Annotated in this window: 19 protein-coding genes and 1 pseudogene; 11 read left to right on the forward strand and 9 right to left on the reverse strand. The window is 69.4% G+C overall.

Annotation, left to right across the window (positions count from 1 at the left end; all coding sequences use genetic code 11):
• Positions 1-148: 148 nt before the first annotated feature.
• Positions 149-1,210: an SDR family NAD(P)-dependent oxidoreductase gene (locus tag ACWD02_RS32505; protein WP_451216976.1), complete on the reverse strand. Its 1,062-nt coding sequence runs from the start codon at positions 1,208-1,210 to the stop codon at positions 149-151.
• A 177-nt stretch (positions 1,211-1,387) separates the two neighbouring features.
• Here ACWD02_RS32505 and ACWD02_RS32510 point away from each other — a divergent pair, with 177 nt between their 5' ends.
• Together ACWD02_RS32510 and proP are read left to right on the forward strand one after the other, a co-directional pair.
• A complete protein-coding gene (locus tag ACWD02_RS32510) occupies positions 1,388-3,226 on the forward strand; it encodes a flavin-containing monooxygenase (protein ID WP_451216979.1) in 1,839 nt (612 codons plus the stop codon).
• Positions 3,227-3,371: 145 nt separating this feature from the next.
• Positions 3,372-4,910, forward strand: a complete 1,539-nt coding sequence (proP, locus tag ACWD02_RS32515; RefSeq protein ID WP_451216982.1) for a glycine betaine/L-proline transporter ProP — start codon at positions 3,372-3,374, stop codon at positions 4,908-4,910.
• 28 nt (positions 4,911-4,938) lie between these two features.
• Here the strand turns inward: proP and ACWD02_RS32520 are convergent, their stop codons facing one another.
• Positions 4,939-5,472, reverse strand: coding sequence for a carboxymuconolactone decarboxylase family protein (locus ACWD02_RS32520; RefSeq protein ID WP_451216984.1), 534 nt, complete (start codon positions 5,470-5,472; stop codon positions 4,939-4,941).
• A 220-nt stretch (positions 5,473-5,692) separates the two neighbouring features.
• Between ACWD02_RS32520 and ACWD02_RS32525 the strand changes: the two genes are divergently transcribed.
• From ACWD02_RS32525 to ACWD02_RS32535, 3 genes and pseudogenes are all read left to right on the forward strand, one after another.
• Positions 5,693-6,556, forward strand: a complete 864-nt coding sequence (locus tag ACWD02_RS32525; protein ID WP_451216987.1) for an STAS domain-containing protein — start codon at positions 5,693-5,695, stop codon at positions 6,554-6,556.
• Between the two features lie 24 nt (positions 6,557-6,580).
• Positions 6,581-7,204: pseudogene (locus ACWD02_RS32530) on the forward strand (hemin transporter); the annotation flags it as partial.
• Between the two features lie 97 nt (positions 7,205-7,301).
• Positions 7,302-8,360: a VWA domain-containing protein gene (locus ACWD02_RS32535; RefSeq protein ID WP_451216990.1), complete on the forward strand. Its 1,059-nt coding sequence runs from the start codon at positions 7,302-7,304 to the stop codon at positions 8,358-8,360.
• Positions 8,361-8,429: 69 nt separating this feature from the next.
• Here the strand turns inward: ACWD02_RS32535 and ACWD02_RS32540 are convergent, their stop codons facing one another.
• A complete protein-coding gene (locus tag ACWD02_RS32540) occupies positions 8,430-9,806 on the reverse strand; it encodes an outer membrane protein assembly factor BamB family protein (protein ID WP_451216993.1) in 1,377 nt (458 codons plus the stop codon).
• On the reverse strand, positions 9,803-10,354 hold the full coding sequence (locus ACWD02_RS32545; protein WP_451217000.1) for a SigE family RNA polymerase sigma factor: 552 nt from the start codon (positions 10,352-10,354) through the stop codon (positions 9,803-9,805). Before ACWD02_RS32545 ends, ACWD02_RS32540 begins: the two co-directional genes overlap by 4 nt.
• Positions 10,355-10,479: 125 nt before the next feature.
• Here ACWD02_RS32545 and ACWD02_RS32550 point away from each other — a divergent pair, with 125 nt between their 5' ends.
• The gene (locus ACWD02_RS32550) at positions 10,480-11,133 is read left to right on the forward strand and encodes a Type 1 glutamine amidotransferase-like domain-containing protein (protein WP_451217003.1); all 654 of its coding nucleotides are present in this window, start codon (positions 10,480-10,482) and stop codon (positions 11,131-11,133) included.
• Between the two features lie 17 nt (positions 11,134-11,150).
• On the opposite strand, the gene ACWD02_RS32555 is transcribed toward ACWD02_RS32550, so the two are convergent.
• Positions 11,151-11,603 (reverse strand): winged helix-turn-helix transcriptional regulator, encoded by a 453-nt coding sequence (locus ACWD02_RS32555; protein ID WP_451217006.1) that lies wholly within the window; start codon positions 11,601-11,603, stop codon positions 11,151-11,153.
• Positions 11,604-11,717: 114 nt separating this feature from the next.
• On the opposite strand from ACWD02_RS32555, the gene ACWD02_RS32560 reads away from it, so the two are divergent.
• Positions 11,718-12,974 (forward strand): MFS transporter, encoded by a 1,257-nt coding sequence (locus ACWD02_RS32560; protein WP_451217009.1) that lies wholly within the window; start codon positions 11,718-11,720, stop codon positions 12,972-12,974.
• A gap of 10 nt (positions 12,975-12,984) precedes the next feature.
• On the opposite strand, the gene ACWD02_RS32565 is transcribed toward ACWD02_RS32560, so the two are convergent.
• Positions 12,985-14,250 carry a glycosyltransferase gene (locus ACWD02_RS32565; protein ID WP_451217012.1) on the reverse strand — a complete coding sequence of 422 codons (1,266 nt, stop codon included), beginning with the start codon at positions 14,248-14,250 and terminating at the stop codon, positions 12,985-12,987.
• A 235-nt stretch (positions 14,251-14,485) separates the two neighbouring features.
• Between ACWD02_RS32565 and ACWD02_RS32570 the strand changes: the two genes are divergently transcribed.
• On the forward strand, positions 14,486-15,655 hold the full coding sequence (locus ACWD02_RS32570; RefSeq protein WP_451217015.1) for an acyltransferase family protein: 1,170 nt from the start codon (positions 14,486-14,488) through the stop codon (positions 15,653-15,655).
• Between the two features lie 21 nt (positions 15,656-15,676).
• On the opposite strand, the gene ACWD02_RS32575 is transcribed toward ACWD02_RS32570, so the two are convergent.
• Complete coding sequence (locus tag ACWD02_RS32575; RefSeq protein ID WP_451217018.1) at positions 15,677-17,233, reverse strand: hypothetical protein; 1,557 nt, start codon at positions 17,231-17,233, stop codon at positions 15,677-15,679.
• Between the two features lie 319 nt (positions 17,234-17,552).
• Between ACWD02_RS32575 and ACWD02_RS32580 the strand changes: the two genes are divergently transcribed.
• The 3 genes from ACWD02_RS32580 (at position 17,553) to thpR (ending at position 21,486) form a co-directional block, all read left to right on the forward strand.
• Positions 17,553-18,539, forward strand: a complete 987-nt coding sequence (locus ACWD02_RS32580; RefSeq protein WP_451217021.1) for a hypothetical protein — start codon at positions 17,553-17,555, stop codon at positions 18,537-18,539.
• Positions 18,540-18,674: 135 nt separating this feature from the next.
• Positions 18,675-20,816 carry a hypothetical protein gene (locus ACWD02_RS32585; RefSeq protein ID WP_451217024.1) on the forward strand — a complete coding sequence of 714 codons (2,142 nt, stop codon included), beginning with the start codon at positions 18,675-18,677 and terminating at the stop codon, positions 20,814-20,816.
• A 79-nt stretch (positions 20,817-20,895) separates the two neighbouring features.
• On the forward strand, positions 20,896-21,486 hold the full coding sequence (thpR, locus tag ACWD02_RS32590; protein WP_451217027.1) for an RNA 2',3'-cyclic phosphodiesterase: 591 nt from the start codon (positions 20,896-20,898) through the stop codon (positions 21,484-21,486).
• A 154-nt stretch (positions 21,487-21,640) separates the two neighbouring features.
• Here thpR and ACWD02_RS32595 read toward each other — a convergent pair whose 3' ends face one another.
• Together ACWD02_RS32595 and ACWD02_RS32600 are read right to left on the reverse strand one after the other, a co-directional pair.
• Positions 21,641-21,829, reverse strand: a complete 189-nt coding sequence (locus tag ACWD02_RS32595; protein WP_451217030.1) for an antitoxin — start codon at positions 21,827-21,829, stop codon at positions 21,641-21,643.
• An 87-nt stretch (positions 21,830-21,916) separates the two neighbouring features.
• Complete coding sequence (locus ACWD02_RS32600; protein WP_451217033.1) at positions 21,917-22,957, reverse strand: LacI family DNA-binding transcriptional regulator; 1,041 nt, start codon at positions 22,955-22,957, stop codon at positions 21,917-21,919.
• Positions 22,958-23,005 lie beyond the last annotated feature (48 nt).

The raw sequence follows: 23,005 nt of genomic DNA on the forward strand, positions 1-23,005 counted from the left end.
GGTGGGGGTGCTCCTTCTCGTCGTCCGGGTGGGCCGGACGTGATGATGTGCAGGAGACGTGCTGGCGGCCTGGGGCCGGGGACCTGCCGTGGCGCGGGTGTGCGGGGCCGGGCGTCGGCAGGAGCGGTGGGCGCTTCGGGGCCGGTGGTCAGGCGGCCGACCAGCCACCGTCGGAGGGCAGGACGGCGCCGTTGATGTTCACCGCGTCCTTGCTGAGCAGGAACGTGATCGAGGCAGCCAGCTCGTCGGCCATGGCAAGACGCGGGATGGCGACGCGCATCTTCGCGGTACGGGCCGAGCCGAACGGCGCGGCGGCCGGCATCGCGATGCCGGTGGCCACCGCGCCGGGCGCGACGGCGTTGATCTGCACGCCCGTTCCCGCGTACTGGTAGGCCGACGACATCGTCAGGCCGACCAGCGCGTGCTTCGAGGTCGTGTACGCGGCGCCGGCCGCCGAGCCGCGCAGAGCGGCCTCGGAGACGACATTGACGATCCGGCCGCCTCCCGCGGCGAGCATGCCGGGCACGACGGCGCGCATCAGGCGCATCGGGCCCTCGACGTTGACGCGCAGGACGCGTTCCCAGGTGGTGTCGTCGACTTCGTGCACGGCGGCGTCGTTGTCCATCACGCCCGCGACGTTAGCCAGGGCGTCCACGCGGCCCGCCGCGGCGGCCACGACCGTTGCGGCGGACGCGGGTTCGGTGATGTCCGCGGCGACGGGCACGAGCGCCTCGCCCAGGTCCGCGGCCAGGTCCGCGAGGCCGTCGGCGGAGAGGTCGACGGCGACCACGCGGCCGCCCTCGCGCACGATGCGGGAGGCGACGGCACGGCCGATGCCCGAAGCGGCTCCGGTGACGACGACGTGCTGGCCGGCGAAGCGTTGGGGCGTGACCTGCTCGGTCCACGGCTCGGGGGCGCCGATCTCGATGCCCGGGGCAGGGTCTGCGACCTCGGGGGCGTCGGCCGGCGGCACGGCCGGCAGGCCGGCGGGAAGCTGCCCGGTCTCGGCGGCGGTGACCAGCGTGTCCACGAGTTCCGCGGGGAACTTGCCCGCGGACATGTGCACGAGCTGCTCCAGCGGCAGGCCGAGGGCGGGCGCCAGGGCTTCCTCGCTCCGCCCTTGGGAGGCCAGCAGGCCGCGCAGGACCTGTCCGGCGGTGGGTTCCGCCAGCCAGTCGCGGAGCGGGGAGGCGGGGGTGGGCTTGTGCATCGCAGGCCTTTCATGTCGTGGCGCACGGGCCGGCCGTGGCGGGATCGACCCCAACCGGACAACACTGTCCGGTTCCTGCGTTACGGTACCTGTGACCGCTCGGGGCGCCCCGGCGAGGGCCCTGATCACGCCCGCGCGGCGCCCGACGCACCTCCCCCCACGAGAGGAACTCGCACCATGCCCCTGCCGCAGCGCGCCCCCCACCAGCCCACCCCGCAGGAGATCGCCATCCTGCGCGAGCGCTACCGCGTCGAGCGGGAACGTCGCGTACGCCCCGAAGGAACAGCCCAATACCGCTCCACGGACGCGGAGTTCGGCTACTTCGCCGCCGACCCGTACACCGACGCGACCAAGGAACGCGAGCCCCTGCACGACACGGTGGACGTCGCGATCGTGGGCGGCGGATTCGGCGGAATCCTGGCGGGCGCGCGACTGCACCGGCAAGGCGTGGCGAAGGTGCGCGTCGTCGAGCAGGGCGGCGACTTCGGCGGCACCTGGTACTGGAACCGCTACCCCGGCATCCACTGCGACATCGAGTCCCACGTGTACCTGCCGCTGCTGGACGAGACCGGCTACGTGCCCGAGTGGAAGTACGCCCCCGGTGAAGAGATCCGCCGTCACGCGGTGCGTGTCGCCGAGCAGTTCGATCTGTACGAGCACGCCCTGTTCTCCACCGCCGTCACCGACCTGACGTGGGATCAGGCAGCCGAGCAGTGGGTGGTCACCACCGACCGGGGCGACGCGTTCCGGGCCACCTACGTCATCACCTCCACCGGCACGCTCTCGGAGCCCAAACTGCCGGGCATCCCCGGCATCGAGGACTACCGGGGCCACACCTTCCACACCTCGCGCTGGGATTACGGGTACACCGGCGGCACCCCCGAAGGCGGCATGCGGGGCCTGGCGGGCAAGAGGGTCGGCGTCGTCGGCACCGGCGCCACCGGCGTGCAGGTCATCCCGAAACTGGCCGCGGACGCCGGACACCTCTACGTCTTCCAGCGCACCCCCTCCGCCGTCGACGCGCGTGGCCAGCAGCGCATGACGCCACAGGAGGTCGGCGCGGACCGGCCCGGCTGGGCCGGCGAGCGCCGCGAGAACTTCCTGCGGATCTGCTCCGGCGAGGAGGCCGGGCAGGACCTGGTCGCCGACGGCTGGACGGCGTCGGCCGGCCTCCTCGAGAAGCTCCTGCCCAGCTTCCGCCGCCACGGTGAGCCGGACTTCGAGGCCGCCTACGAGGTCGCCGACCACGCCACCATGCAGCAGATCCGGGCACGCGTGGCCGCCGAGGTCACCGACGCCGCCACCGCCGCCGCCCTCACGCCCTGGTACCGGTACGCGTGCAAGCGCCCCACCTTCTCCGACACGTACCTGCCCGCGTTCAACCGCGCCAACGTCACCCTGGTGGACACGGCCGACACCCACGGCATCGAGCGCATGACCGAGCGCGGGGTCGTCGTGGGTGGCGTGGAGTACGAGGTCGACTGCCTGGTGTTCGCCACCGGGTTCTCCGTGGGCGTCTCCGGCATCACCTCGGGAAAGCTGCCGGTGACCGGCCGCGACGGCGTGCGGCTCATGGACACGTGGAGGCAGCGGGGTCCGCGCACGTTGCACGGTTTCACCAGCAACGGCTTCCCGAACCTGATCCGGATGGGCTCACTGCAGAACGCCAGCAGCGTGAACTACACGCACATCCTGGACGAGCAGGCCCTGCACGCCGCCGCCCTGGTGGCCGCCGCGCAGGAGAAGGGCGCGGTCATCGAGCCCGCCCCCGAGGTCGAGGACGCCTGGGTCGACGTCTGCGCGCAGGGCGCCCCCGATCACGCGTGGTTCCACGCCGAGTGCACCCCCGGCTACTACAACGGCGAGGGCCGAGGGCGCCCGAACGGCCCCACGGCCTACCCGCACGGCGCCGTCGCTTTCCATGAACTGCTGGCCCGCTGGCGCGAGGAGAACATGGGCGAGGCCCTGCGGGCCAGGGCGACCACCTCGGTCCGACAATTTGCCGGTCCCTCTTGATCAGCCTAATTTTGCGGCGACACGGCTTTTTCTCAGGCAAGAGGAGAAAAGCTTCATGGCGAAAGGCCTGCCGCACCGAAATCCCCGGCGGCCCCGGGGACCGGAGACGGAATCGACGCGCGGATCCCGGTCGGAGACCGACCGGATGGCGCGCACGCTGCTGCGTCGCAGGAAGAAGACGCTCAGCGCCGAGGACGTGATGGTCTCGGACCGTCCGAAGGTGCGGCGCGCGGTGACGGCGGCCGCGCTCGGCAACACCATGGAGTGGTTCGACTTCGGCGTCTACGCCTATCTGGCGGGCACGATCGGGAAAGTCTTCTTTCCTTCCAGTTCGCCCGGGGCCCAGGTCGTCGCCACGTTCGCCACATTCGCCGCGGCCTTTCTCGTTCGCCCGCTGGGCGGTCTCGTCTTCGGGCCGCTCGGCGACCGCATCGGCCGGCAGAAGGTGCTCGCGGCAACCATGATCATGATGGCTGCGAGCACCTTCGCGGTCGGTCTGCTGCCCTCGTACGCATCCATCGGGTTCGCCGCCCCGCTGCTGCTGCTCCTGTGCCGTCTGGTCCAGGGCTTCTCCACGGGCGGTGAATACGCCGGTGCCACCACCTACATCGCCGAGTACGCGCCCGACCAGCGCCGCGGCTTCCTCGGCAGCTGGCTCGACTTCGGCACCTTCGTGGGCTACTCCCTGGGCTCGGGTCTGGTCACCGTCCTGACGCTGACCCTTGGCACGGACGGCCTGGAGAGCTGGGGCTGGCGCATCCCCTTCTTCATCGCGGGGCCGCTCGGGCTCATCGGCCTCTACATGCGGCTGAAGCTGGAGGAGACGCCCGCCTTCCAGCAGGAAGCGGCCGGGGCCGCGGCCGAGCGGGGAGAAGGCCGGGGCGAGGACGATCCCGTGGAGCAGGCCCGCCAGTCCGGCAAGGGGCGCCTCAAGGAGATCTTCACGCGCCACTGGCAGGCGGTGCTGATCTGCATGGGCCTCGTGCTGCTCTACAACGTCACGAACTACATGGTGACGTCCTATCTGCCCACGTTCATGACGGTGACTTTGGGCGAGAGCGACACCACGGCCCAGTTGCTGGTGCTCGGCACCATGCTGCTGGTGGCTCTCGCCATCACCACCGTGGGACGCAGCTCCGACCGGTGGGGCAGACGCCCGATGTTCATGGGCGGCAGCATCGCCCTGATCGCGCTCGCCGTTCCGGCCTTCCTGCTGATCCGGGAGGGCGGCATCCTCCTGCCCGCGTTCGGCTGCGTCATCCTCGGCCTGCTCCTGGTCTGCTTCGCGGGCACGGCCGCCGCGACCCTGCCCGCCTTGTTCCCCACGCGCCTGCGGTACGGAGCCCTGTCGATCGCCTACAACATCTCCGTCTCCCTCTTCGGCGGCACCACCCCCCTGCTCGCCTCCTTCCTGGTCGAGAAGACGGGCAACACCCTGGTACCTGCCTTCTACTTGATGGTGGCCGGGGCGATCGGCCTGGTCGCGACGTTCTTCCTGCACGAGACGGCGGGCCGGCCGCTGCGTGGCTCAGGACCCATGGTCGAGACGCACGACGAGGCTCGCGAGATGGTCGCGCGCAGCCGCACGGAGGCAGGGCGCCACGCCCGGGACGTATGGCTGCGGCTGTGGCACCCCCGCGGGGGCCGGAACGCCTCCACGAAGGGCCGCAAGCGCGGCGACTGACGCGTGACGCCGTGGATCTCCGCCCTGCCTACCGTGGGGACTCCTCGCCGTAGGGCGCGGAGCCCTCGCCCTCGGTCGTCACCTCAAAGGTGTTGAGGAAGCCGCAGATGAGTTGGTAGAAGCCCACGGTGATGACGAGGTCCGCCAGCTGGTTCACCGTCAAGAACGCCAGCAGTTCCTCCCGCGTAGCCTCGTCGAGGGTGTGCCGGGCGAGCAACCGGTCCGTGGCGGTCAGGACAGCGGCTTCGGAGCCGGAGAGCTTGCCGGGTGATCCGGTCTCGGCGGCGGTGATCGCCTCCTCCCCCAGGCCGACGAGACGCGAGATGTTCTCGTGGTGGTGCACCTCATAGGCCGCTCCGTAGACCCGTCCGACCCGCACGATGGCCAGTTCGCGCAAGGTGTCGGGCAGCGAGTTGCCCTGCAGGACCGCGTCACCGAGGGTCAGCACACCCGGTGCGAGCGACGGTGAGTGCATCAGCATCCGAAAGACGTTGAGCGATCCGTAGGAGGTCACGACCTCCTGTAGTTCGACGGGCAGTGCGGAGAGATCCGGATACTCCATGTCGGCTCCGTTCGAGAGGGGCAGCGCGCCGCATCTGGCGTCGACTCACGCGCACGCCGGAGGCTAGGGGACCGACAAGGCGTTCGGCTTCACCGTGACGTGATGACCTTGCTGTGAAGGAGTGACAAGGCCGCCCGTTTCTGGCCGGTTCGGCACCATGGAAGACCGGCCTGGGCAAGAACCCCCGGCACAGGCGACCCCGGCCCTAACGTGGGCGGACATGGGCACGGGGAACAGCTTCGCGGACATGGGCACACAGGGCGGATGCAGGGGCGCGGGGCGGACGGAATGGCCCCAGCCCTCGGGGTCGCTGCGGATCGGCGTCGCCAGAGCGGACGGCCGGGTCACCCTGCGCGTGGCCGGCGAGCTGGACATGGCATCCGTGCCGGTCCTGGACCGCGAGCTGCGCCACCTCATGGAGCATCCCGACCACCGCATCCTGCTGGACCTGAGCCGAGTGACATTCTGCGGGACGGAGGGGGTGGCCCTGCTGCTGGACGCCGGGCTGCGGGCCACCGCGGCGGGCGGCAGCCTGGTGGTGGAGCGCGCCCACAGTGCGGTGCTGCGCCCGCTGCGGCTGAGCGGGGACGCGGAAGGGCTGCGGATCGTCCGGGAACTGGCGACGGCTCCTCTGTCGGAAGGCGAGCGGAACCTACGTGTGTCCGTGGTGTCCGCGGCGCTGTCGGCGGCGTTCGAGATCAACGGGGCGCCGATGGGAAACGCCCAACTGTACGAGGCGGAGAGCGGCCTGCTGCGGATCGTGGCCCAACGGGGCTTCGACCACCCCTTCTTGAGCTACTTCGAGACGGTGGCGGACCGGGAGACCGCGTGCGGACTGGCCGCGCAGGACCGCAGGCCGGTCATCGTCGACGAGGTGGCCGCCTGCCCGCTCTTCATCGGTACCCCGGCACTGGAGGTGCTCCAGGAGGCATCCGTCGGCGCGTGCGTCTCGGTTCCGATCACTTCCGCGGACGGCACGCTGATCGGGGTGGTGTCCACCCACCACGAGCGGGCGAGGCGGTGGTCGGACGAACAGCACCGCGCCCTGGAAGGCCTCACCCGCGCCGCCCATCTCCTGTGCTGACAGCGACTCCCTCCAATTTGCGTTCAATACGTCTCGGTGGAGGCCCAACTGACCGATGGCGCACGGCAGATACGCCAGTACAGCCTCATCGGCGCCCCCTCCGCCACGACGCGCGCAATCGCGGTCAAGCGGGTCACCGGTGAGGGCGGCGCCCCCGACGGCGAGGTCTCCCACCACCTGCACACGCACGTCCGCCCGGGCGACCTGCTGCACATCTCGCCGCCCTACGGCGATCTCGTATTGGAACCGGGCGACGCACCCCTGCTGCTCGCCTCCGCGGGCATCGGCTGCACGCCCATGCTGGCCATGCTGGAAGAACTCACCGCCGCACGGCACCCGGGCCCCGTGACGGTCGTGCACGCCGACCGCTCCCCCGACAGCCACGCACTGCGCGCCGACCACGAGGCACTGGCGGCCAAACCCCCGGCCGCCACACGCCACTTCTGGTACGAGGAGCCCGGCTCCGCCCACCACACCGGCCGCGTCGACCTCACCGATGTACCCCTGGCACCCGGCACCCGCGCCTACCTGTGCGGCCCGCTGCCGTTCATGCGCGCGGTGCGGGGACAGCTCCTCGACAAGGGCGTGGCCGCCGCCGACATCCACTACGAGGTGTTCGGCCCCGACCTGTGGCTCGCCACGCCGTAGCGACGAGGGCCGGTGACGGCGCATCAAAGGGCGTTGTCAGTGCCTCCCCATAGAGTGGAATCACTCGGGAAGCAGCCCTCGGAGAAGGAGCAGAAACATGTCCGCCAACAGGATTCAGCACAAGGTGAATCACGTCGCGCTGGTAGTGGACTGTTCGGGTTCCATGCGTCCTCATCAGAGTCAACTCATCCGCGTGGTCGACGAGTTCGTTTCAGGTTTGAAGGCCGAATCGGACAGCCTCGGACACGAGACCCGGATCAGTCTCTACTCCTTCGACCACAGGGTCGAGAATCTCGTCTGGGACATGGATGTGAAGCACCTCCCGTCCATGCGGGGGCTCTACCAAGTCAACAATGGAGCTACGGCACTCATCGAGGCTTCACTGAAGTCCCTGGACGACCTGGGACACATCTGGGAGGAATACGGCGAGCACAGTTTCCTCCAGATCGTGGTGACGGACGGCGAGGAGAACGCCTCCGGCGGCGACAGGCGGCACGACGGGGACATGAAGATCCTCGGCCCCTGGCTCGACAGGATCGCGGCGAAGATGGGCGGCCTGCCGGGTCACTGGACGTCCGCCATCCTGGTGCCGAACTCGCTGGCCAAGCGGACGGCGCAGAACTATGGCTTCCCGGCCGGGAACATAGCCATCTGGGACGCGGACTCCCAAGAGGGCGTCGAGGAGGCCATCGGCACCGTGCGCGCCGCCGCCACCAGCTTCCTCCGGGCGCGCGAGAAGGGCGTACGCGGGACGAAGAACCTGTTCGCCGTCGGCCAGGACATATCGATCGACGAAGTACGGGCGAATCTCGAACCCATTCCGGCCGACAGGTACCGACTTCTGAAGGTCGACAAGGAAGTGGAGATCCGCCCCTTCGTCGACTCGCATCCGGGTGTGTCCTATGAACGCGGTTCTTGTTACTACCAGTTGGGTGCCCGCGCTCAGGTCCAGCCCAACAAGGAAGTCATAGTGGTCGAGAAGGACACCGATCGCGCCTATACGGGAGACGCGGCGCGCAGTCTGCTCTTCGGGTCCGGCATTCAGGGGACGGTGTCCGTGAAGGCGGGGAACAATCCCAAGCTTGAGGTCTACGTACAGAGCCGTTCGGTGAACAGGAAACTCAAGCCGAAGACGCGTCTGCTCATCATGCTCTAATACCTGGAACGCGAAACCAAAAGGGCCGGGCCGGGGTGGCACTTCTCGCCCCGGCCCGGCCCGGCCGATTCAGCGGCCGGCCCCCGGCAGCAGCGAGACGATCTCGCCGCCCTTCCGTGCCACCAACGCGTCCTTGTAGAGCAGGAGTTGCGACGACCTCCAGTAGCCGGGCCCCTGCTTCGGCTCACCGAAGTCCACGTCCCCACGCCAGACCTGCTCACCCGTGCTCAGATCGAGGCCGGACAGACCCCCGTCCTCGCCGAGGAAATACACGACCCCCTGTGCCATCGACACCACAGGAGACGCGACCTCACGCATGGTGTCCTTGCCGGGCAACTTGATGCCACCCGGAGCCGTCCACAGAGTCTTGCCCGTGGTCAGCGAACGGGCCGAGGCCTCGCCCTTCCAGTTCATGGTGATCAGGCGGCCACCGACGACATCCAGGCCGGCCAGCTCCCCCTCGACCCGGTAGGAGTGCGAGAACTGCTTGCCGGAGCCGCTGATGGTGGTCAGCCGCAGGTCCCGGTGGGCGGGGAAGTCCAAGCCGTTCGACTGGTCGATCGCCTTGGTCAGGACCATGCGGTCGCCCGTGGTGCCGATGAGCTGCTGCCCACCGGGGAGCGTCGTGACCTTCTTGGCCTCTCCGGTGGCGGGATCGAGCCGCAGGATGTCGGTTGCGTCCGGCTTCTCGACGTCCGGCATGCACGCCAGGTGGGGTACGCCGCCCAGCACCGCACGTTGGCATGCGACACCCTTGTCCCAGGTGTGGCGCCACTTCTCCTTGCCGGTGCGCGGATCGAGGGCCGACATCGTACGGAGGTTCGGCGTGTTGGCGAGGACCGCGCCGTCGATGAGCATCGCGGCCTGGTCGGTGCGGTCGTCCTGCGGCATCTCGACCGTCCACAGCACGTCGCCGTTGTCGGCGTCCACCGCCATCAGGTCGGTGCCGCCGTGGTAGTCGCCGCCCGGCTCGTTCTTCGTGGTGTGGTTGCGGTAGGCATAGACCACGCCGTCGCGCACGGCGAACGGATGGTCGATCCCGTCGCCTTCGCGCTTGACCTTGACCGTCCACTGCCGTTCTCCGGTGTTCGCGTCGAACTTGGCGGCGTCGTACTTGGACCCGGCGCAGTACAGTGCGGACCCGTCCACCAGGCAGCCCCGCTCGGCGGCCTTCGCCACGTCCTTCTGCCACGGCTTCCAGCCCTCCGGTGACGCCGCCGGCCGTGCGGGACGGTCGTCGTCGGTCGCGCCCGCGCCGCCGAAGCCGAACAACGCCCCCACGGTGATCGCGGCGACGGCCACCGCCGCCCCCGCGACCTGCGAGAAGCGGCGCCTGCTGCGCCGCCGCTCCACCTTCTCGACCAGGTCCCCCGGCGCGCGCACTTGATCCAGGGCGACCGCGTGCAGCGTCTCCCGGACCTTCTCCTCCACCCGCTCCGTCGTCATCCCTGCATCTCCTTCGGCGTGTAGCTGAGCGACTTCGCCTGTTCCAGGGGCCTTTCGGGCCCGAGCTCCGGGACGAGCGCGCGGAGTTTGGCCAGCGAGCGGTGCGCCGTACTGCGCACCGTGCCGACCGGGCACCTCAGCAGCGCCGCGACCTCGCCCTCCGGCAGATCCTCGAAGTAGCGCAACACGACCACGGCACGCTGCCGCTTGGTCAGCCGGCGCAGCGCCGCCCACAGCGCGATCCGCAGTTCGGTGTCCGACTCGGGGCCGGCCGCACCGCCTGACTCGGGCAGTACGGGCACCGTCGTCTCGGCGCGATGTCTGCGCAGGCGCCAGCGGCTGACCTGCTGGCGGTACAGGACTTGGCGGACATACGCCTCGGGCTGCTCGATGTGCGCCCAGCGTCCGTAGGCCTTCATCAGCGCGATCTGCAGCAGATCCTCCGCCGCATGCCGGTCTCCACCGGTGAGCAGCACCGCGACCCGCAGCAGCGCGGTGGAGCGCATCGCTACGAACTCCCGGAACTCGTCGTGACTTGAGGCCTCCATCGACCCTCCCCTTCTTCGCAACCATCACGACGCGATGGCCCGCCCCCCGCTATCCCTCGGCCGCCGAGATTATGTGCGCACAAAATCTTGGTGCGGCCCGGGGCGGCGCCGATTAGGGTCCGGGCATGCGCATGTACCTCTCCTCGTTCCGCCTGGGCGACCACCCCGAGCAGCTCCTTGGACTGCTTGGTGGAGCCGGGGTCCGACCCGAGATCGCCGTGATCGCGAACGCCGTGGACGGTCAGCCCGAGGACATGCGCAAGACCGGTGTGGAGCGGGAGATCGCCGCGCTGGCTTCGTTGGGTCTGCGGCCGAGCGAACTGGACCTGCGCGACCTCTTCGACCGTCCCGCAGCCGCAGTCGAGGCTGCGCTGAGCCGTTTCCCGGCGCTCTGGGTACGTGGCGGCAACGCGTTCATGCTGCGTTACGCGCTGGCCCGGAGCGGTGCGGACACCGTGGTGACCGCCCTCCTGGAACGCGACGCCATGGTCTACGCCGGGTACAGCGCCGGCGCGTGCGTCCTCGCCCCCAGCCTGCGCGGGCTTGATGCCTGCGACGACCCGAACGAGGTGCCCGAGACGTACGGCGACCCAGCGGTCTGGGACGGCCTCGGCGTCCTTGAACACGCGGTCGTGCCCCACGTCGACTCACCGGGCCATCCCGAGACGGAGGCCTGTGGCGTCGTGGCGGCCAACTACCGGGCGGACGGGGTCGCTCACCGGACGCTGCGCGACGGCCAGGCCTTGGTCGTCGACGGCGCGGACGTTCACGTGGCCTGACACGCGCCGACTGTCGCTCACTGGTCGGAGACCTTGTGGACGGCGGTGTCATCGGGGTGCAGCCGCCGTCCGTCCGCGGACAGAACCTCCAGCGGACGCAGCCCACGCCCCTGCCGACGGTCGACCAACTGTGAGTGGGGTTCGCCGGGCTCGAAGAAGTTCTGCTCGCCCCACTGCCGCAGCGCGACGATGACAGGGAAGAGCGCCTCGCCCTTAGGCGTCAGTACGTACTCGCGATAGGCACTGCCGTCCGATGCGGGAACGGATTCCAGGACGCCGCCCGCGACCAGGCTCCGCAGACGCGCGGTGAGGATGTTCTTCGCCACCCCGAGGCTGCGCTGGAACTCCCCGAAGCGCCGGCTTCCGTCGAAGGCGTCCCGCACGATCAGCAGGGACCACCAATCACCGATCGCGTCCACCGACCGGGCGACCGGGCAGTCACTGTCGTCGAAACGCGTCCTGGTCACCATGGCGTCCTCGTCCCTCGCTCTGCCTGAACCGGTTGCAACATGCTACCAAAAAGCGTTACCTTCGCCATCACCAAAAGTGGTAGCAAGATGAAACCAGCATGGGAAGGGGCGCCGATGCCCGGCAGCAATGAGACCTCGACACCACGGACCGGGTCCGGGTCCGGGACCGAGCCCCGAAGCAGGGAACGTTCCGCGTTCATCCTGACCCGTGGCGTCATCCTGCTCTTCGCCGTCACCTGCGGCGCCGCGGTGGCCAATGTCTACTTCTCCCAGCCGCTCCTGGTGACCATGGGCCACGAACTCGCCATGAGCCCGGCCCTCGTCGGCAGCGTCGTCACCCTCACGCACGTCGGATACGGGCTGGGGCTCTTCTTCCTCGTACCGCTGGGTGACATGGCCGACCGCAGACGGCTCATCGTGGCCCAACTGCTCTTCCTGGTGGTGTCGTTGATCGTGGTGGCCACCGCCCACACCGCGGCGATCCTGCTCGCGGGCATGGCCGCGACGGGCCTTCTCGCGGTCGTCACACAGACGTCGGTCGCCTTCGCGGCGGCACTGGCCCCGCCCGCCGAGCGCGGACGAGTGGTCGGTCTGGTCACCAGCGGCGTCGTCATCGGAATCCTGCTCGCCCGCACCGTCTCCGGCCTCATGGCCGATCTCGCGGGCTGGCGCTCCGTCTACCTCCTCTCGGCGTCGCTCACCGCTCTGCTCGCCTTGCTCCTGTCCCGCGCACTGCCCCACCCCGGCGACGCTCCGTCGACCACGACCCTGCGCTACGGAGAGCTCCTGCGCTCGACCATCACCCTGTTCGCGCGGGAACGACTGCTGCGGCTCCGGGCCCTGTTCGGCCTGCTGATCTTCGCCGCCTTCAGCACGCTGTGGAGCAGCGTCGCGCTCCCGCTCAGCGAGGCCCCGTACTCCCTGTCCCACAGCGCGATCGGGGCGCTGGGCCTCATCGGCGTCGTCGGCGCCCTGGCCGCGACCGCGGCGGGGCGCCTGAACGACCGCGGACTCTCCCGGCGGACGACCGGCATCGCCCTGACGCTGCTCGCCGCCTCGTGGCTGCCCCTGGCCTTCACCCGCGCCTCGCTCTGGGCCCTGGTCGTCGGCGTGATCCTTCTCGACCTCGCCGTTCAGGCGGTGCATGTCACCAACCAGACCCTGATCTACGCACTGCGTCCGGACGCGGGCAGCCGGTTGATCGGCGGATACATGGTCTTCTACTCGATCGGCAGCGCCACCGGTGCCATCGCCGCGACCTCCCTCTACACGGTGGCCGGCTGGGGTGCCGTCTGCGCGCTGGGGGCCGCGTTCAGCTGCCTCGCTCTCGCGCTGTGGGCGTTGACGCGACGCGAGCCCGGGAACGGTTGACCGGTGTGACTCAGCGGAACCTCTGGAGACTCTGCTTCACCGCGTCCTTGAGGCCGTAGGCCGCGCCGATCACCGAGCCTCGGCTCTGGTGGACGACGGCCCTGAAGGAACCGCTCGCGGGGCCACGCCCCGTCAGTTGTGCGCAGGTATCGGCGAAGCGGTCCGCGATGAGCGCAGGCTCGTATCGCGCCGAGGAGGCTCGTGCCGCCTCGGCCATACGCTGCCGGAGCTCATCGTCGTCGATGAGCTCCAGGAGGGCGCGGGCGAGCGCCTTCTCATCCCCCATGGGCACGAGACGCCCGTCGACCCCGTCGGTGATGATCTCTCTCGGCCCCAGGGGGCAGTCGGTGGAGACGACGGGCACGCCGCACCTCATCGCCTCGACGATGGTCATGCCGAACGACTCGTGGTCCGAGGCACTAGCGGCAAGCCCCGCCTTGAGCCACTCAGGGTCCAGGGGCGAGACCGCACCCATGAGGGAAACATGTTTACCCAGGTCCAATTCCTCGATGAGGCCCTGGAGTTGTGTGCCGTGACCTCCCGCGACGCCTGGTCCGAAGATGCGCAGAACCCAGTCGGGACGCTCGTCACGGACCCTGTCGAATGCCCGGATGAGGAGGTCGTACCGTTTGGGCGGAACGAGCCTCCCGGCAGCGACAACTGCCTTGTCCCTGCTGCTTGGCGGGGTCCCCGCCGGTCCCGGGACGGGATTGGGGAATGCTTCGACGCGCACGCCCGGCAGCGTCATCTTCCGCCGGTACATGTGCGCGTCCGCCAGGGTTGTGGTCGTCAGCATGTCCAGCCGCGGATACAGCCGGCGCAACGTCATGCGCAGCGCCCGCGGGTGGTTGCTGAAGGTCAGGTGTTCCTGGCCCACGCGCAGGGGACCCCGCCTGGCCTGCAGACAGATGTGGGCGTTCAGGCCCGGCCGCGTGCCCACGACGACATCGCTCGTCAGTGTTCCCAGGTGCTGGGCGATCCGCTGATCGGTCAGTGCGCTGTAGTACGGATACTGCGTCTCGCTGCGGGGAAAAACGGCAGCGGACTTCCGCGCCTCGGGCAGGTCGCCCTCGTACCCCGGTGTTCCCTTCCTCAGGTCCACCAGGTGCCGGAGCAGGATGCGGGGGTCAACGGGGAACACCGGTGAGTCCCTGTGCCGGTAGACCGACACGATCTCCACGTCATGCTGTTCGACCAGCGCGTTGGCGAGGTTGATGGTGGTACGGATCGTGCCGCCGAAACCGAAGGAATTGTGGATGAGGAATGAGATGTGCAAGGTGCCGTGGCTCCCGTAGCCGCACTCCATAAGGAGTCGCCAAGGCCCCGGCACAACGGAGAACGCGCAGGCGGGGCCACTCGTCATGCCAACGACAGGGCCGACCGAAGGTTGCGAGACACAGCAGGCGCGCAGGGCGTCGGCACCCCCTCGGATGAGTGAAATTATCCGGCAATATGGAGGGACTCGTGCGCATGTGCCGAGTCGGCCGCTCGGGTGCTGATGTCGTCCCTGCATGCGCAGCAGCAACCGGCAGTACCTCGTGTCCGTGGACCACTTGCGTGCCTATGCTGCCGTGCTGGTGCTCCTCTGCCACGGCACGCACATGATCTCTCCGCTTCTCAGGGACACCCCGAACAGCGACGCGCACGGCTGGCTCTACTCGGAGAACCCGCTGGCCACCCTGGTGCTTGAAGGCCATTCCGGGGTGGCCCTTTTCATGGTGCTCTCCGGATTCATCTTCACCATCGGCACCCTGGGCAAGGACGTCCACTATGGCCGGTTCCTCGGCAATCGGGTGCTACGGATCTTCCCCCTCTACATCGCGTTGATCGTTCTGGGCATCGGCGCACACAAACAAGGTGCGAGTCTGCTCGCGGTGGTCCAGTCCCTGGTCGGCCTGGGCAACCTGCCCGGGTCCCTCAGCCTGGGGGCCGTGTCGAGCATGTGGTGGGCCATCGCGGTCGAGTTGCAGTTCTATCTGCTGTTCCCGCTGTTCAGCAGACTCCTCACCAAACGCGGACCCGCCGCTCTGTTCAAGCTCCTGGCCGCCGTCGCCGTGATCCGCGGCCTGGTGTGGGCCTCGGCCACCGGCAGCATCAGCGTGAACTCGATGCTCTACTACAGCCTCGCCGGCAGGATCGACCAGTTCCTGCTGGGCATGGTCGCCGCCTGGTTCTTCGTGCACCACCGGAAACGGTTCCAGGGGCTGCTGAAGGTCGGGATCGCGACAGCGCTGGTCACGGGCGCCATCTGGGCCTTCAACCAAGCCCACGCGTTCCATGAACGGCACGCCACGCGGCTGCTCTGGGTCGACGTCGAAGGGGTTCTGTGGGCTCTGGTGGTGCTGACCTATGTGGCCACCATCTCCTCGACGGGGATCGTGTCGCGAGGCATCGCCAAGGTCGGTGAGATGAGCTTCTCCGTCTACCTGCTCCACTACATGGTCATCACCGCGATCATTTCCCGGCGCTGGTGGTTCGAGCTGACGGGGCGCCCGGTGCTTGACGCGTTCATCACCGCGACGGCGGCGGTCCTGCCCCTCACGTTGGCTGCGGCCGTGGTCACGTTCAACGGCATCGAACGGCCCTTCCTCCGCTGGCGTCGCGCCTACCTCAGCGCGGACCCGCCCCAGCCCGCCGCACTTCCCGCCGCCCCCAAGGCAGCCGTCGTGTCACCCAGGTAACGACACAGCACCGACCGGTCGTCAGAGCACGGAGAACACCCGCCGGAACAGGTCCAAGGCCTCATCGGCCCAGCCCATGACGCCCAGCGCCGAACCCAGGTTGGCCGGCGGGCGGTTGACCAGGGTGTCGTGCCGGATCAGCCGGTCGAAGTCGACGAGCACCGGATCCGGGCGGCTCGCGCCCCCGACGGGCCGATGGAACTGGACCCCTGCCAGCCGCATCACATTGATCACTTCCTGGGCGAGAATCCCGTACCCGACCGTCGTCGGGTGCACGCCGTCGAGCGAGAACAGGCCGCCGTCCGTGCGCCGTTCGCCCTCGACGGCAAGGAAGTGGGAGTTCGGCGGCGGCGACAACGCCTGCAGGGCCGACGGCAGCCGATACGGCTGCCACCACGGCGGGCGGGCCTGCGGGTCCTCGGCGTACCGGCGCGACGCGAGGCGGTCCATCAGGCCGCAGGTCTCCAGGAGATACCAGTCCTTTCCCTTCTTGCGGGCGGCCCGGACCGTCTCGGTGATCGCGTCGTTGTAGTCGTCTATCGCGTCGTCGACCTGATGTGCCTCGTCCCCGGTGATGCTGGGGTCCCTGCCCGCGTCGAAGTCACGGTCCTTGATCCACGGGCGGGTGTAGTAGGGGAAGTAGCGCGAGCCGGGCCGGGTCTTGCCCGCCACGCCGCGCGCGATCGGCGCGATCGTGACGTGCGGAACCGTGCACCAGATGACGTGACGCGCCTTGATGTCGAAGACTTCCGCCGCCACCTTGCGCAGCTCCGACCTGAAGTGTTTTGGCCGCCAGACCGTGAAGCGCCGCTTGTGGTCCAGGTCGTCGAACCCGGAGTCCTCACTCCACGTCACCCGGAGATCGGTCACCGCACGCAGGGCGTTGTTCGCGCCCAGGAAGACGATCAGAGTCTCGATGCCGTGCCTCGCCCCTGAGCCGTCGGTGTCCTTGCCCAGTGCGGCCGCCGCACTCAGCTGGGTCAGGGCCCCGGCCGTCCGAGGCTGGGTGGGCAGCACGCGCAGGGCCGCGCGCTCACCGGCGTTCTGCACGATCTGACTCACCAGATCGTCCTTCGGGGTGTCGATCCGCTTGCGGCACTCGTCCGCCGACTTGGACAGGGCGTCACGCAGGTCCCACCCGAACACGGCGAGGTTGTGCATGATCGCCGAGGTGGAAGGCACGGTCCGGCCAGGGCCCCGCTCCCAGTAGTCCTCGACCCGGTCCATCACGTTGCGCGCCCGGAACAGCGCGAGCGGCGCCTCCCACCAGTCCACGTTCCGTCCGTAGCGGGCTTCCAGGTCACGCAGGAAGAGCTCGAGGTTGAACGGCAGCCCGCCGAAGCCCCCGTACAGGGGGAAGCGGAAGTCCGGGAGGCAGCCCAGCTCGTACGCGACGATCGCCGGATACGACAGGGACGTGTTGAAGACCGCCGCGCTCTGGAAGCCCTGTGTCAGCGAATCCCCTATGGCGACCAGGCGATGCCGGGGTGTGCCCGTCCATTGCTCATTGACCTCGACCTTCAGCTTGGGGTCGAACACGGGCACCCGCGGTTCTTGGCGGCGTACGGATTCGGCCATGATTCCCCCCTGGCACACCGCGGCGCACCGGCTGCGCCCCCGCGCGAGGCCTCTTCCTGCGTAGCAGAGCCAGGCCCGGGCGGCACCGTCCCCGACGAGAAATACGCGGAACCCGGCACCCCCGCCCCTGCCGGACGCGAGGAGCCCACACCCGCCATTGACTGGTCCCAAGGGCGGCAGTACAAGTCCCCTACGACATCCATGTCCCGGCACCCATTTCCCGTGGCGGCCACGGCAATTCGCCGGCCGTCCCGGCACATCTCTCACGGGGGCAGCCGGGCGTTCCGTGCGGTCGAGCACGGAACGAAGGGGGGACATCATGGGTCTGCGCATCACTGTGGACATTTTCTCGGGGCGCGCCAATCCCTCGTGGGAAATCCAGGACCAGGAACAGGTGCTTGAGCTGATCCAGCTCATGGCACACCATCAGGAGGCGGTGGCCGACGTTTCCGACGGATTCTCCGGACTGGGTTTCCGTGGAATCCGGGTGGAGATCACCGACGATCTGGACACCGGGGGCCTGCCCGCGGTGTTCAAGATCGCGGGGGGCGGGGACCGCGACCCGTACACCGGAGCCGATGTCGCCGAGCGCCTCCTGGAGACCATGCCGGTCGGCGAGAGCACCGAACGGCGTCCGGCCGAGGGCGAAGGCGACACGGAGGTAGTCGAGGAGAGCTACCCCGAGGACTTCCGCGAGTCGGTCCGCGAGGAGATCCGGCGCACGGCGCGGGAGGGTGCGGGCGGCGCGACCACCATCGAGCCCACCGAGTCGGGCGGCATCTCCGAGGCGGACGCCGCGGAGGTCGAGAAGCAGTTACAGACCCTCGTGCACCGGGCCGCGCTGGCCTGCGCGTACGACGTGACACCCTTCAACCCGGCCTTCTGGAACCGCCCCGACACCCAGCCCTACAACAACTGCTACAACTTCGCGGTCAACCGGCGCACCAACACCTTCGCCCAGCCCGGCCGCGCGCACGGCTACACCATTCCGCGCACGGTGCGCTGCGGCGAGGTCTCCACCGGGGCCCAGCGTGACGGTCTGCGCATCTGGGGCAACTGCCAGCCTCCGGGATCGCTGCGCTACGTGGTGGCGCTCGTCACCGGCACCTTCCCCGGCAACATCCGGGACTACCACTGGTATCGCCTGCACCCGGGCGGCCTCTGGGCCCACAAGCCGGGCGGTACCGCGGCCCGCAACACCGACAACTCCGGCCGCCTCATCACCAATCCGTATACGTGCGACCGACGCCCCTACAACGAATGGTGCGGTCTGTTCCAGACGCACAATGCGCTCGTCATTCGCTGACCCTGCTGGCGGGGACTTCACCGGGGCATCTGCGGAGGGCTGAAGTCCTCCCCCGTGAACGGTCCGGCCGAATGGGCCGGACCGTCCTCAACCGTCTGTCGAAAGCTCACCCGAGAGGTCGGAGGAGTCAGCGCCATGTCCACACCCTTTGGCGACCCCACAGCCGAAACCACGGAATCCGTGACGCCCGAACTGTACGACGTCGACCTCTCCGACATCGCGGTCGACGAACCGCCGGAGGACATCGCCGGTGACTCCGCCCCTGAGGCCGCCACACCCGCGTACCTCCTCGTCCGGGGCAGCTACCGCAGCGTCGGCACCCGCGTCCTGGAGTTGCGGGTCGACGTCGACGGCCCCCGGACGCTGCGGAAGGTCAGCGGGGACTTCTTCAACTCCGGTGGCGGCACGACCAGTTACGCGGGGTCCTTCGTCGTGCACGCCCCGGCCGTCACCTGGACGGCCACCCATGTGGTCATCACCGGTCAGGGCCGTTTCACCGGGACGACCAGCTTCCCGGTCGTGCGGGTGACCATCGCGCGCCGACGGGTCGGCCAGCAGCAGGCCGCCGCCGCGGTGCAGTTCCTCAGGACGACGGGACAGGTGGGCGCGGCCTTCACCTGCGCGTTCAGGTCGCCGTACTTCCGCACCATCCAGTGGGAGCAGGACTCCGTCGCCGGCAAGGTGCCCTTCGTGTCCTACGACACCGGCGCCCTGCCCGGTCCGCCCGGAAGCCCGGCCAGGAAACTGACCGTGCCGCGCGCCTACGCCGAGGCGGGCATCGACGTGCTGGTCTCCAGCGCGGCCAACGTCCTCGGCGACAGCGCGGCCGGCTGGAACAACGCCGAACTGCACGCCGCGATGCAGACCAACTTCAGCCTCTGGCGCAACATGCCGCAATGGCGCGTCTGGCTGCTGGTCGCCAGCCGTTACGAGGGCAACGCGGGTGTCCGCGGCATCATGTTCGACGCGGCCGACACCTTCCAGCGGCAGGGCTGCGCCGTCTTCTACGACATCATCAAGGGCACCGATCCCGAGTCCGTGCGCGCCCAGTTGCGTACCTACGTGCATGAACTCGGCCACGCCTTCAACCTGCTGCATTCGTGGCAGAAGGGCCTCGCCACACCCCCGGCGCCGCTCGGCCCGAACAACGGCTTCGGGGACCTGTCGTGGATGAACTACCCCCAGAACTTCAATCCCGGCAACGGCGCTCCCACCGGCACGGAGGCGTACTGGAGGGCGTTCCCCTTCCAGTTCACCGCCAACGAGATCACGCACCTGCGGCACGGCTTCTACCGTGACGTGATCATGGGTGCCAACGCCTTCGGCAGGGGCGCAGCCGACATCGACCCGGACCTGTTCGACCAGCCCGTGGTGGACGACTCCGGGCTACGGATCGAACTGCGCGGGAAGAAGCACTTCGCGTTCGGTGAGCCGGTCGTCGTGGAGCTCAAGCTGGACACGACCGACCTGCGCGGGCGCGACACGCATGAGTTCCTGCACCCGGACTACGACCTGGTCAACATCGCGATCCGGCAGCCGTCCGGCCGCACGCTGCTCTACCGGCCGCTGATGCGCCGGTGCGTCGAGGCGGATGCCACGGCCCACCTCACCGCGGACGGTGCGCCCCTCTACGCGAGCGCCTACGTGGGGTACGGCCAGGACGGGCACTACTTCGAGCAGCCGGGCACCTACCTGCTGCGTGCCGCCTACGTCGCCTCGGACGGTTCCCGCATCGTCTCGCCGGTGCTCCGCACGACGGTCCGCAGCCCCTACAACGAGACCGACGAGCAGGTCGGCGAGCTGATGCTGGGCGAGGAACAGGGCACGCTCCTCACCCTTCGCGGCTCCGACTCGCCCTCGCTCCAGGCCGGCAACGACGCCCTCCAGGAGGTCGTGCAGCACTACGACAAGCACCCGCTCGCCGTCTACGCCCGCATGGTCGAAGGGCTCAACGCGGAGAGGGACTTCAAGTACCTGGCGCCCGACAAGAGCGCCCTGAATGTGCGCCGCGCCGCCCCGGAGCAGGCCGTCGGCCTGCTGTCACCCGTCGTCGAGGCGTCCCTGCACGGCAACGGCGTCGACAACATCACCCTGAACATGGTGATGCGCCGCCTGGCCCGGGCGCACGCCAAGGAGGGCAACCCCGAGCAGGCGAACGATGTGCTCGACCATCTGGTGAGCTACGCCGAATCGAAGTTCAGGCCGCACGTCGTGGACACCGTGCGCCGCCAGGCGGACGAGACACGGCGGAGCATCAGCGTGGAGCACGGCGCCTGACCGGAGCGGGTGCCATGGATCGAGGTCGCGGGCGGGGGCGCCGGTCGCCGGGCCGCCTGGATGCGGTACGAAGGATTCTGTGACCGAACAGAACCCGCCCGCGACCGTTCGTGTGTTCATCGCTCTCGCCCCGCCCGACGACGCGAAGCAGGAACTGGAACAGGCCCTCGGCCCCGCCTACCGGGCCCATCCACGCATGCGGTGGAACCGCGTCGAGGACTGGCACATCACGCTGGCGTTCCTCGGCGAGGTCCCCGTCTCCGTGGTGCCGCTCCTGCGTGCGCCGCTCGCGCGCCTGGCCGCCGCCCGCAAGCCCCTGAACCTGGCGCTGAGCGGTGGCGGGCACTTCGACGAGCGGGTGCTGTGGAGCGGGATCGACGGAGATCTCCAAGAGCTGCACCTGCTCGCCGACGAGGTGCGTGCCGTCGTGGACGACTGCGGTGTCGCTCACGTGGGCCGGCCGTTCCGCCCTCATCTGACCCTGGCCCGCGCCCGCCGGGACACTCCGTCGTGCGCGGTGCAAGCCGCAGCCGGGCTCGCCGACTTCACCGGCCGCCTGTGGCAGGCCGAACGTCTGCACCTGGTCGCCAGCAACATCGGCCGCGGCCCCGGGCCCATTCACTACCGCGATGTCGGCGCCTGGAACTTCGAAGAGGGCCCGGGCACCTGATCCGCAGCGTGATGCGTGAACCCCGGGGCCGCCGACGCGTGCGGAAAGCCGAGTGCCCCGCCCCTGCATCACGGGGGCGGGGCAGCAGCGCTGCAGCCACAGCGCGGATGGAAGAACCCACGCTATCGGCCGGCACTGACAATCCGTCGGTCGCCTACGGCCGCGGCGGCTGGTCCTGGTCCCCGCCGAACTGGTCCTTGAGCTTGTCCTGGGCGGTGTCGACCTGGCCGGAGTACTTGCCCTGGGTCTTCCCGTCGACGAAGTCACCCGCCTTGTCGACTCCCGTACCGGCCTTGTCCTCGTGCCCCTTGAGCATCTGCTTGAGCTTGTCCATGACTGACATGGGCAGCCGCCTCTCTGTGTCGCCCCCACCACCAGGCTCACACCGCGTGGCATGTTCCGCATCCGGTGGCTCCGAGACCCCCGCCCGCTAGGCCGACTCCCGCACCACGAGTTCCGGCTCGAAGATCACCGAGGTGGGATCGGTCCGTACGCCCTCGATCTGTTCCTGCAGCAGCCGGGCCATCTCCGCGCCCATCTCCTCGACGGGCTGGCGCACCGTGGTCAGCGGGGGTGTGCAGGTGACCGCCACGCTGGAGTCGTCGAAGCCGACCACCGCCACGTCCTGGGGCACCTGTCTGCCCTGCTCCCGCAGGACCTGGCACACGCCCTGGGCCATCAGGTCGTTCGCCGCGAACACCCCGTCGACGTCCGGGTGCCCGGCCAACAGCCGACGCATCGCCTTGGCCCCGCTCTCCAGCGTGAACCCGCCCTCGGCGACGGGGATGTAGGGCTGTCCGCCCCGCTCCATGCCGTCCTGGAACCCGGCGAGCCGCTCGCGGCCCGCGGGGATGTCCAGCGGACCCGAGACCGTCGCCACCCGTCGGCAGCCGCGGCCCAGCAGATGCTCGGCGGCCAGCCTCGCCCCGTCCCGGTGCGCGAAGTCGACGAACGTGACGCGGGCCCGCAGCGAGGGGCGCGCGAAGAACACCGCGGGCAGCCCGGCTTCGGCGAGCAGCTCCGGCAGCGGGTCCTGGGCATGCGTCGAGACGACCAGGGCACCGTCCGCGTTGCCCTGGCGCAGATAGGTCAGGACCTGCTGCCGGGAGTCCTCCGTCTCCGCGAACATCAGCACCGGATGCATGGCGCGCGGGCGCAGGAACCCCACCACCCCGCTGACGGCGCGGCCGAAGAAGGGGTCGGCGAACACCCGCGCGGCAAACGCGTTCTGCGCCGTGTCGGTGTGGTCGCCGGCGCCGGAGACGACCAGGGCGATGGTGCCCGCGCGCTGGGTCACCAGGGAACGCGCGGCCCGGTTGGGCGCGTATCCCGTACGCTCGATGGCCGCTCGGACCACGTCCTGGATGGCGGGGGCGACATTGCGCACGCCGTTGACCACCCGGGACACGGTGGCGCGGGAGACCCCCGCTTCGCGCGCCACGTCCTCCAGCGTCGGCATCTGTCTGTCCATCCGGGAACACTAACGCCCCGCGATCAGGCGTCATAGAGCGCTCTCCCG

It is taken from the genome of Streptomyces sp. NPDC002853 (genome assembly GCF_053591915.1).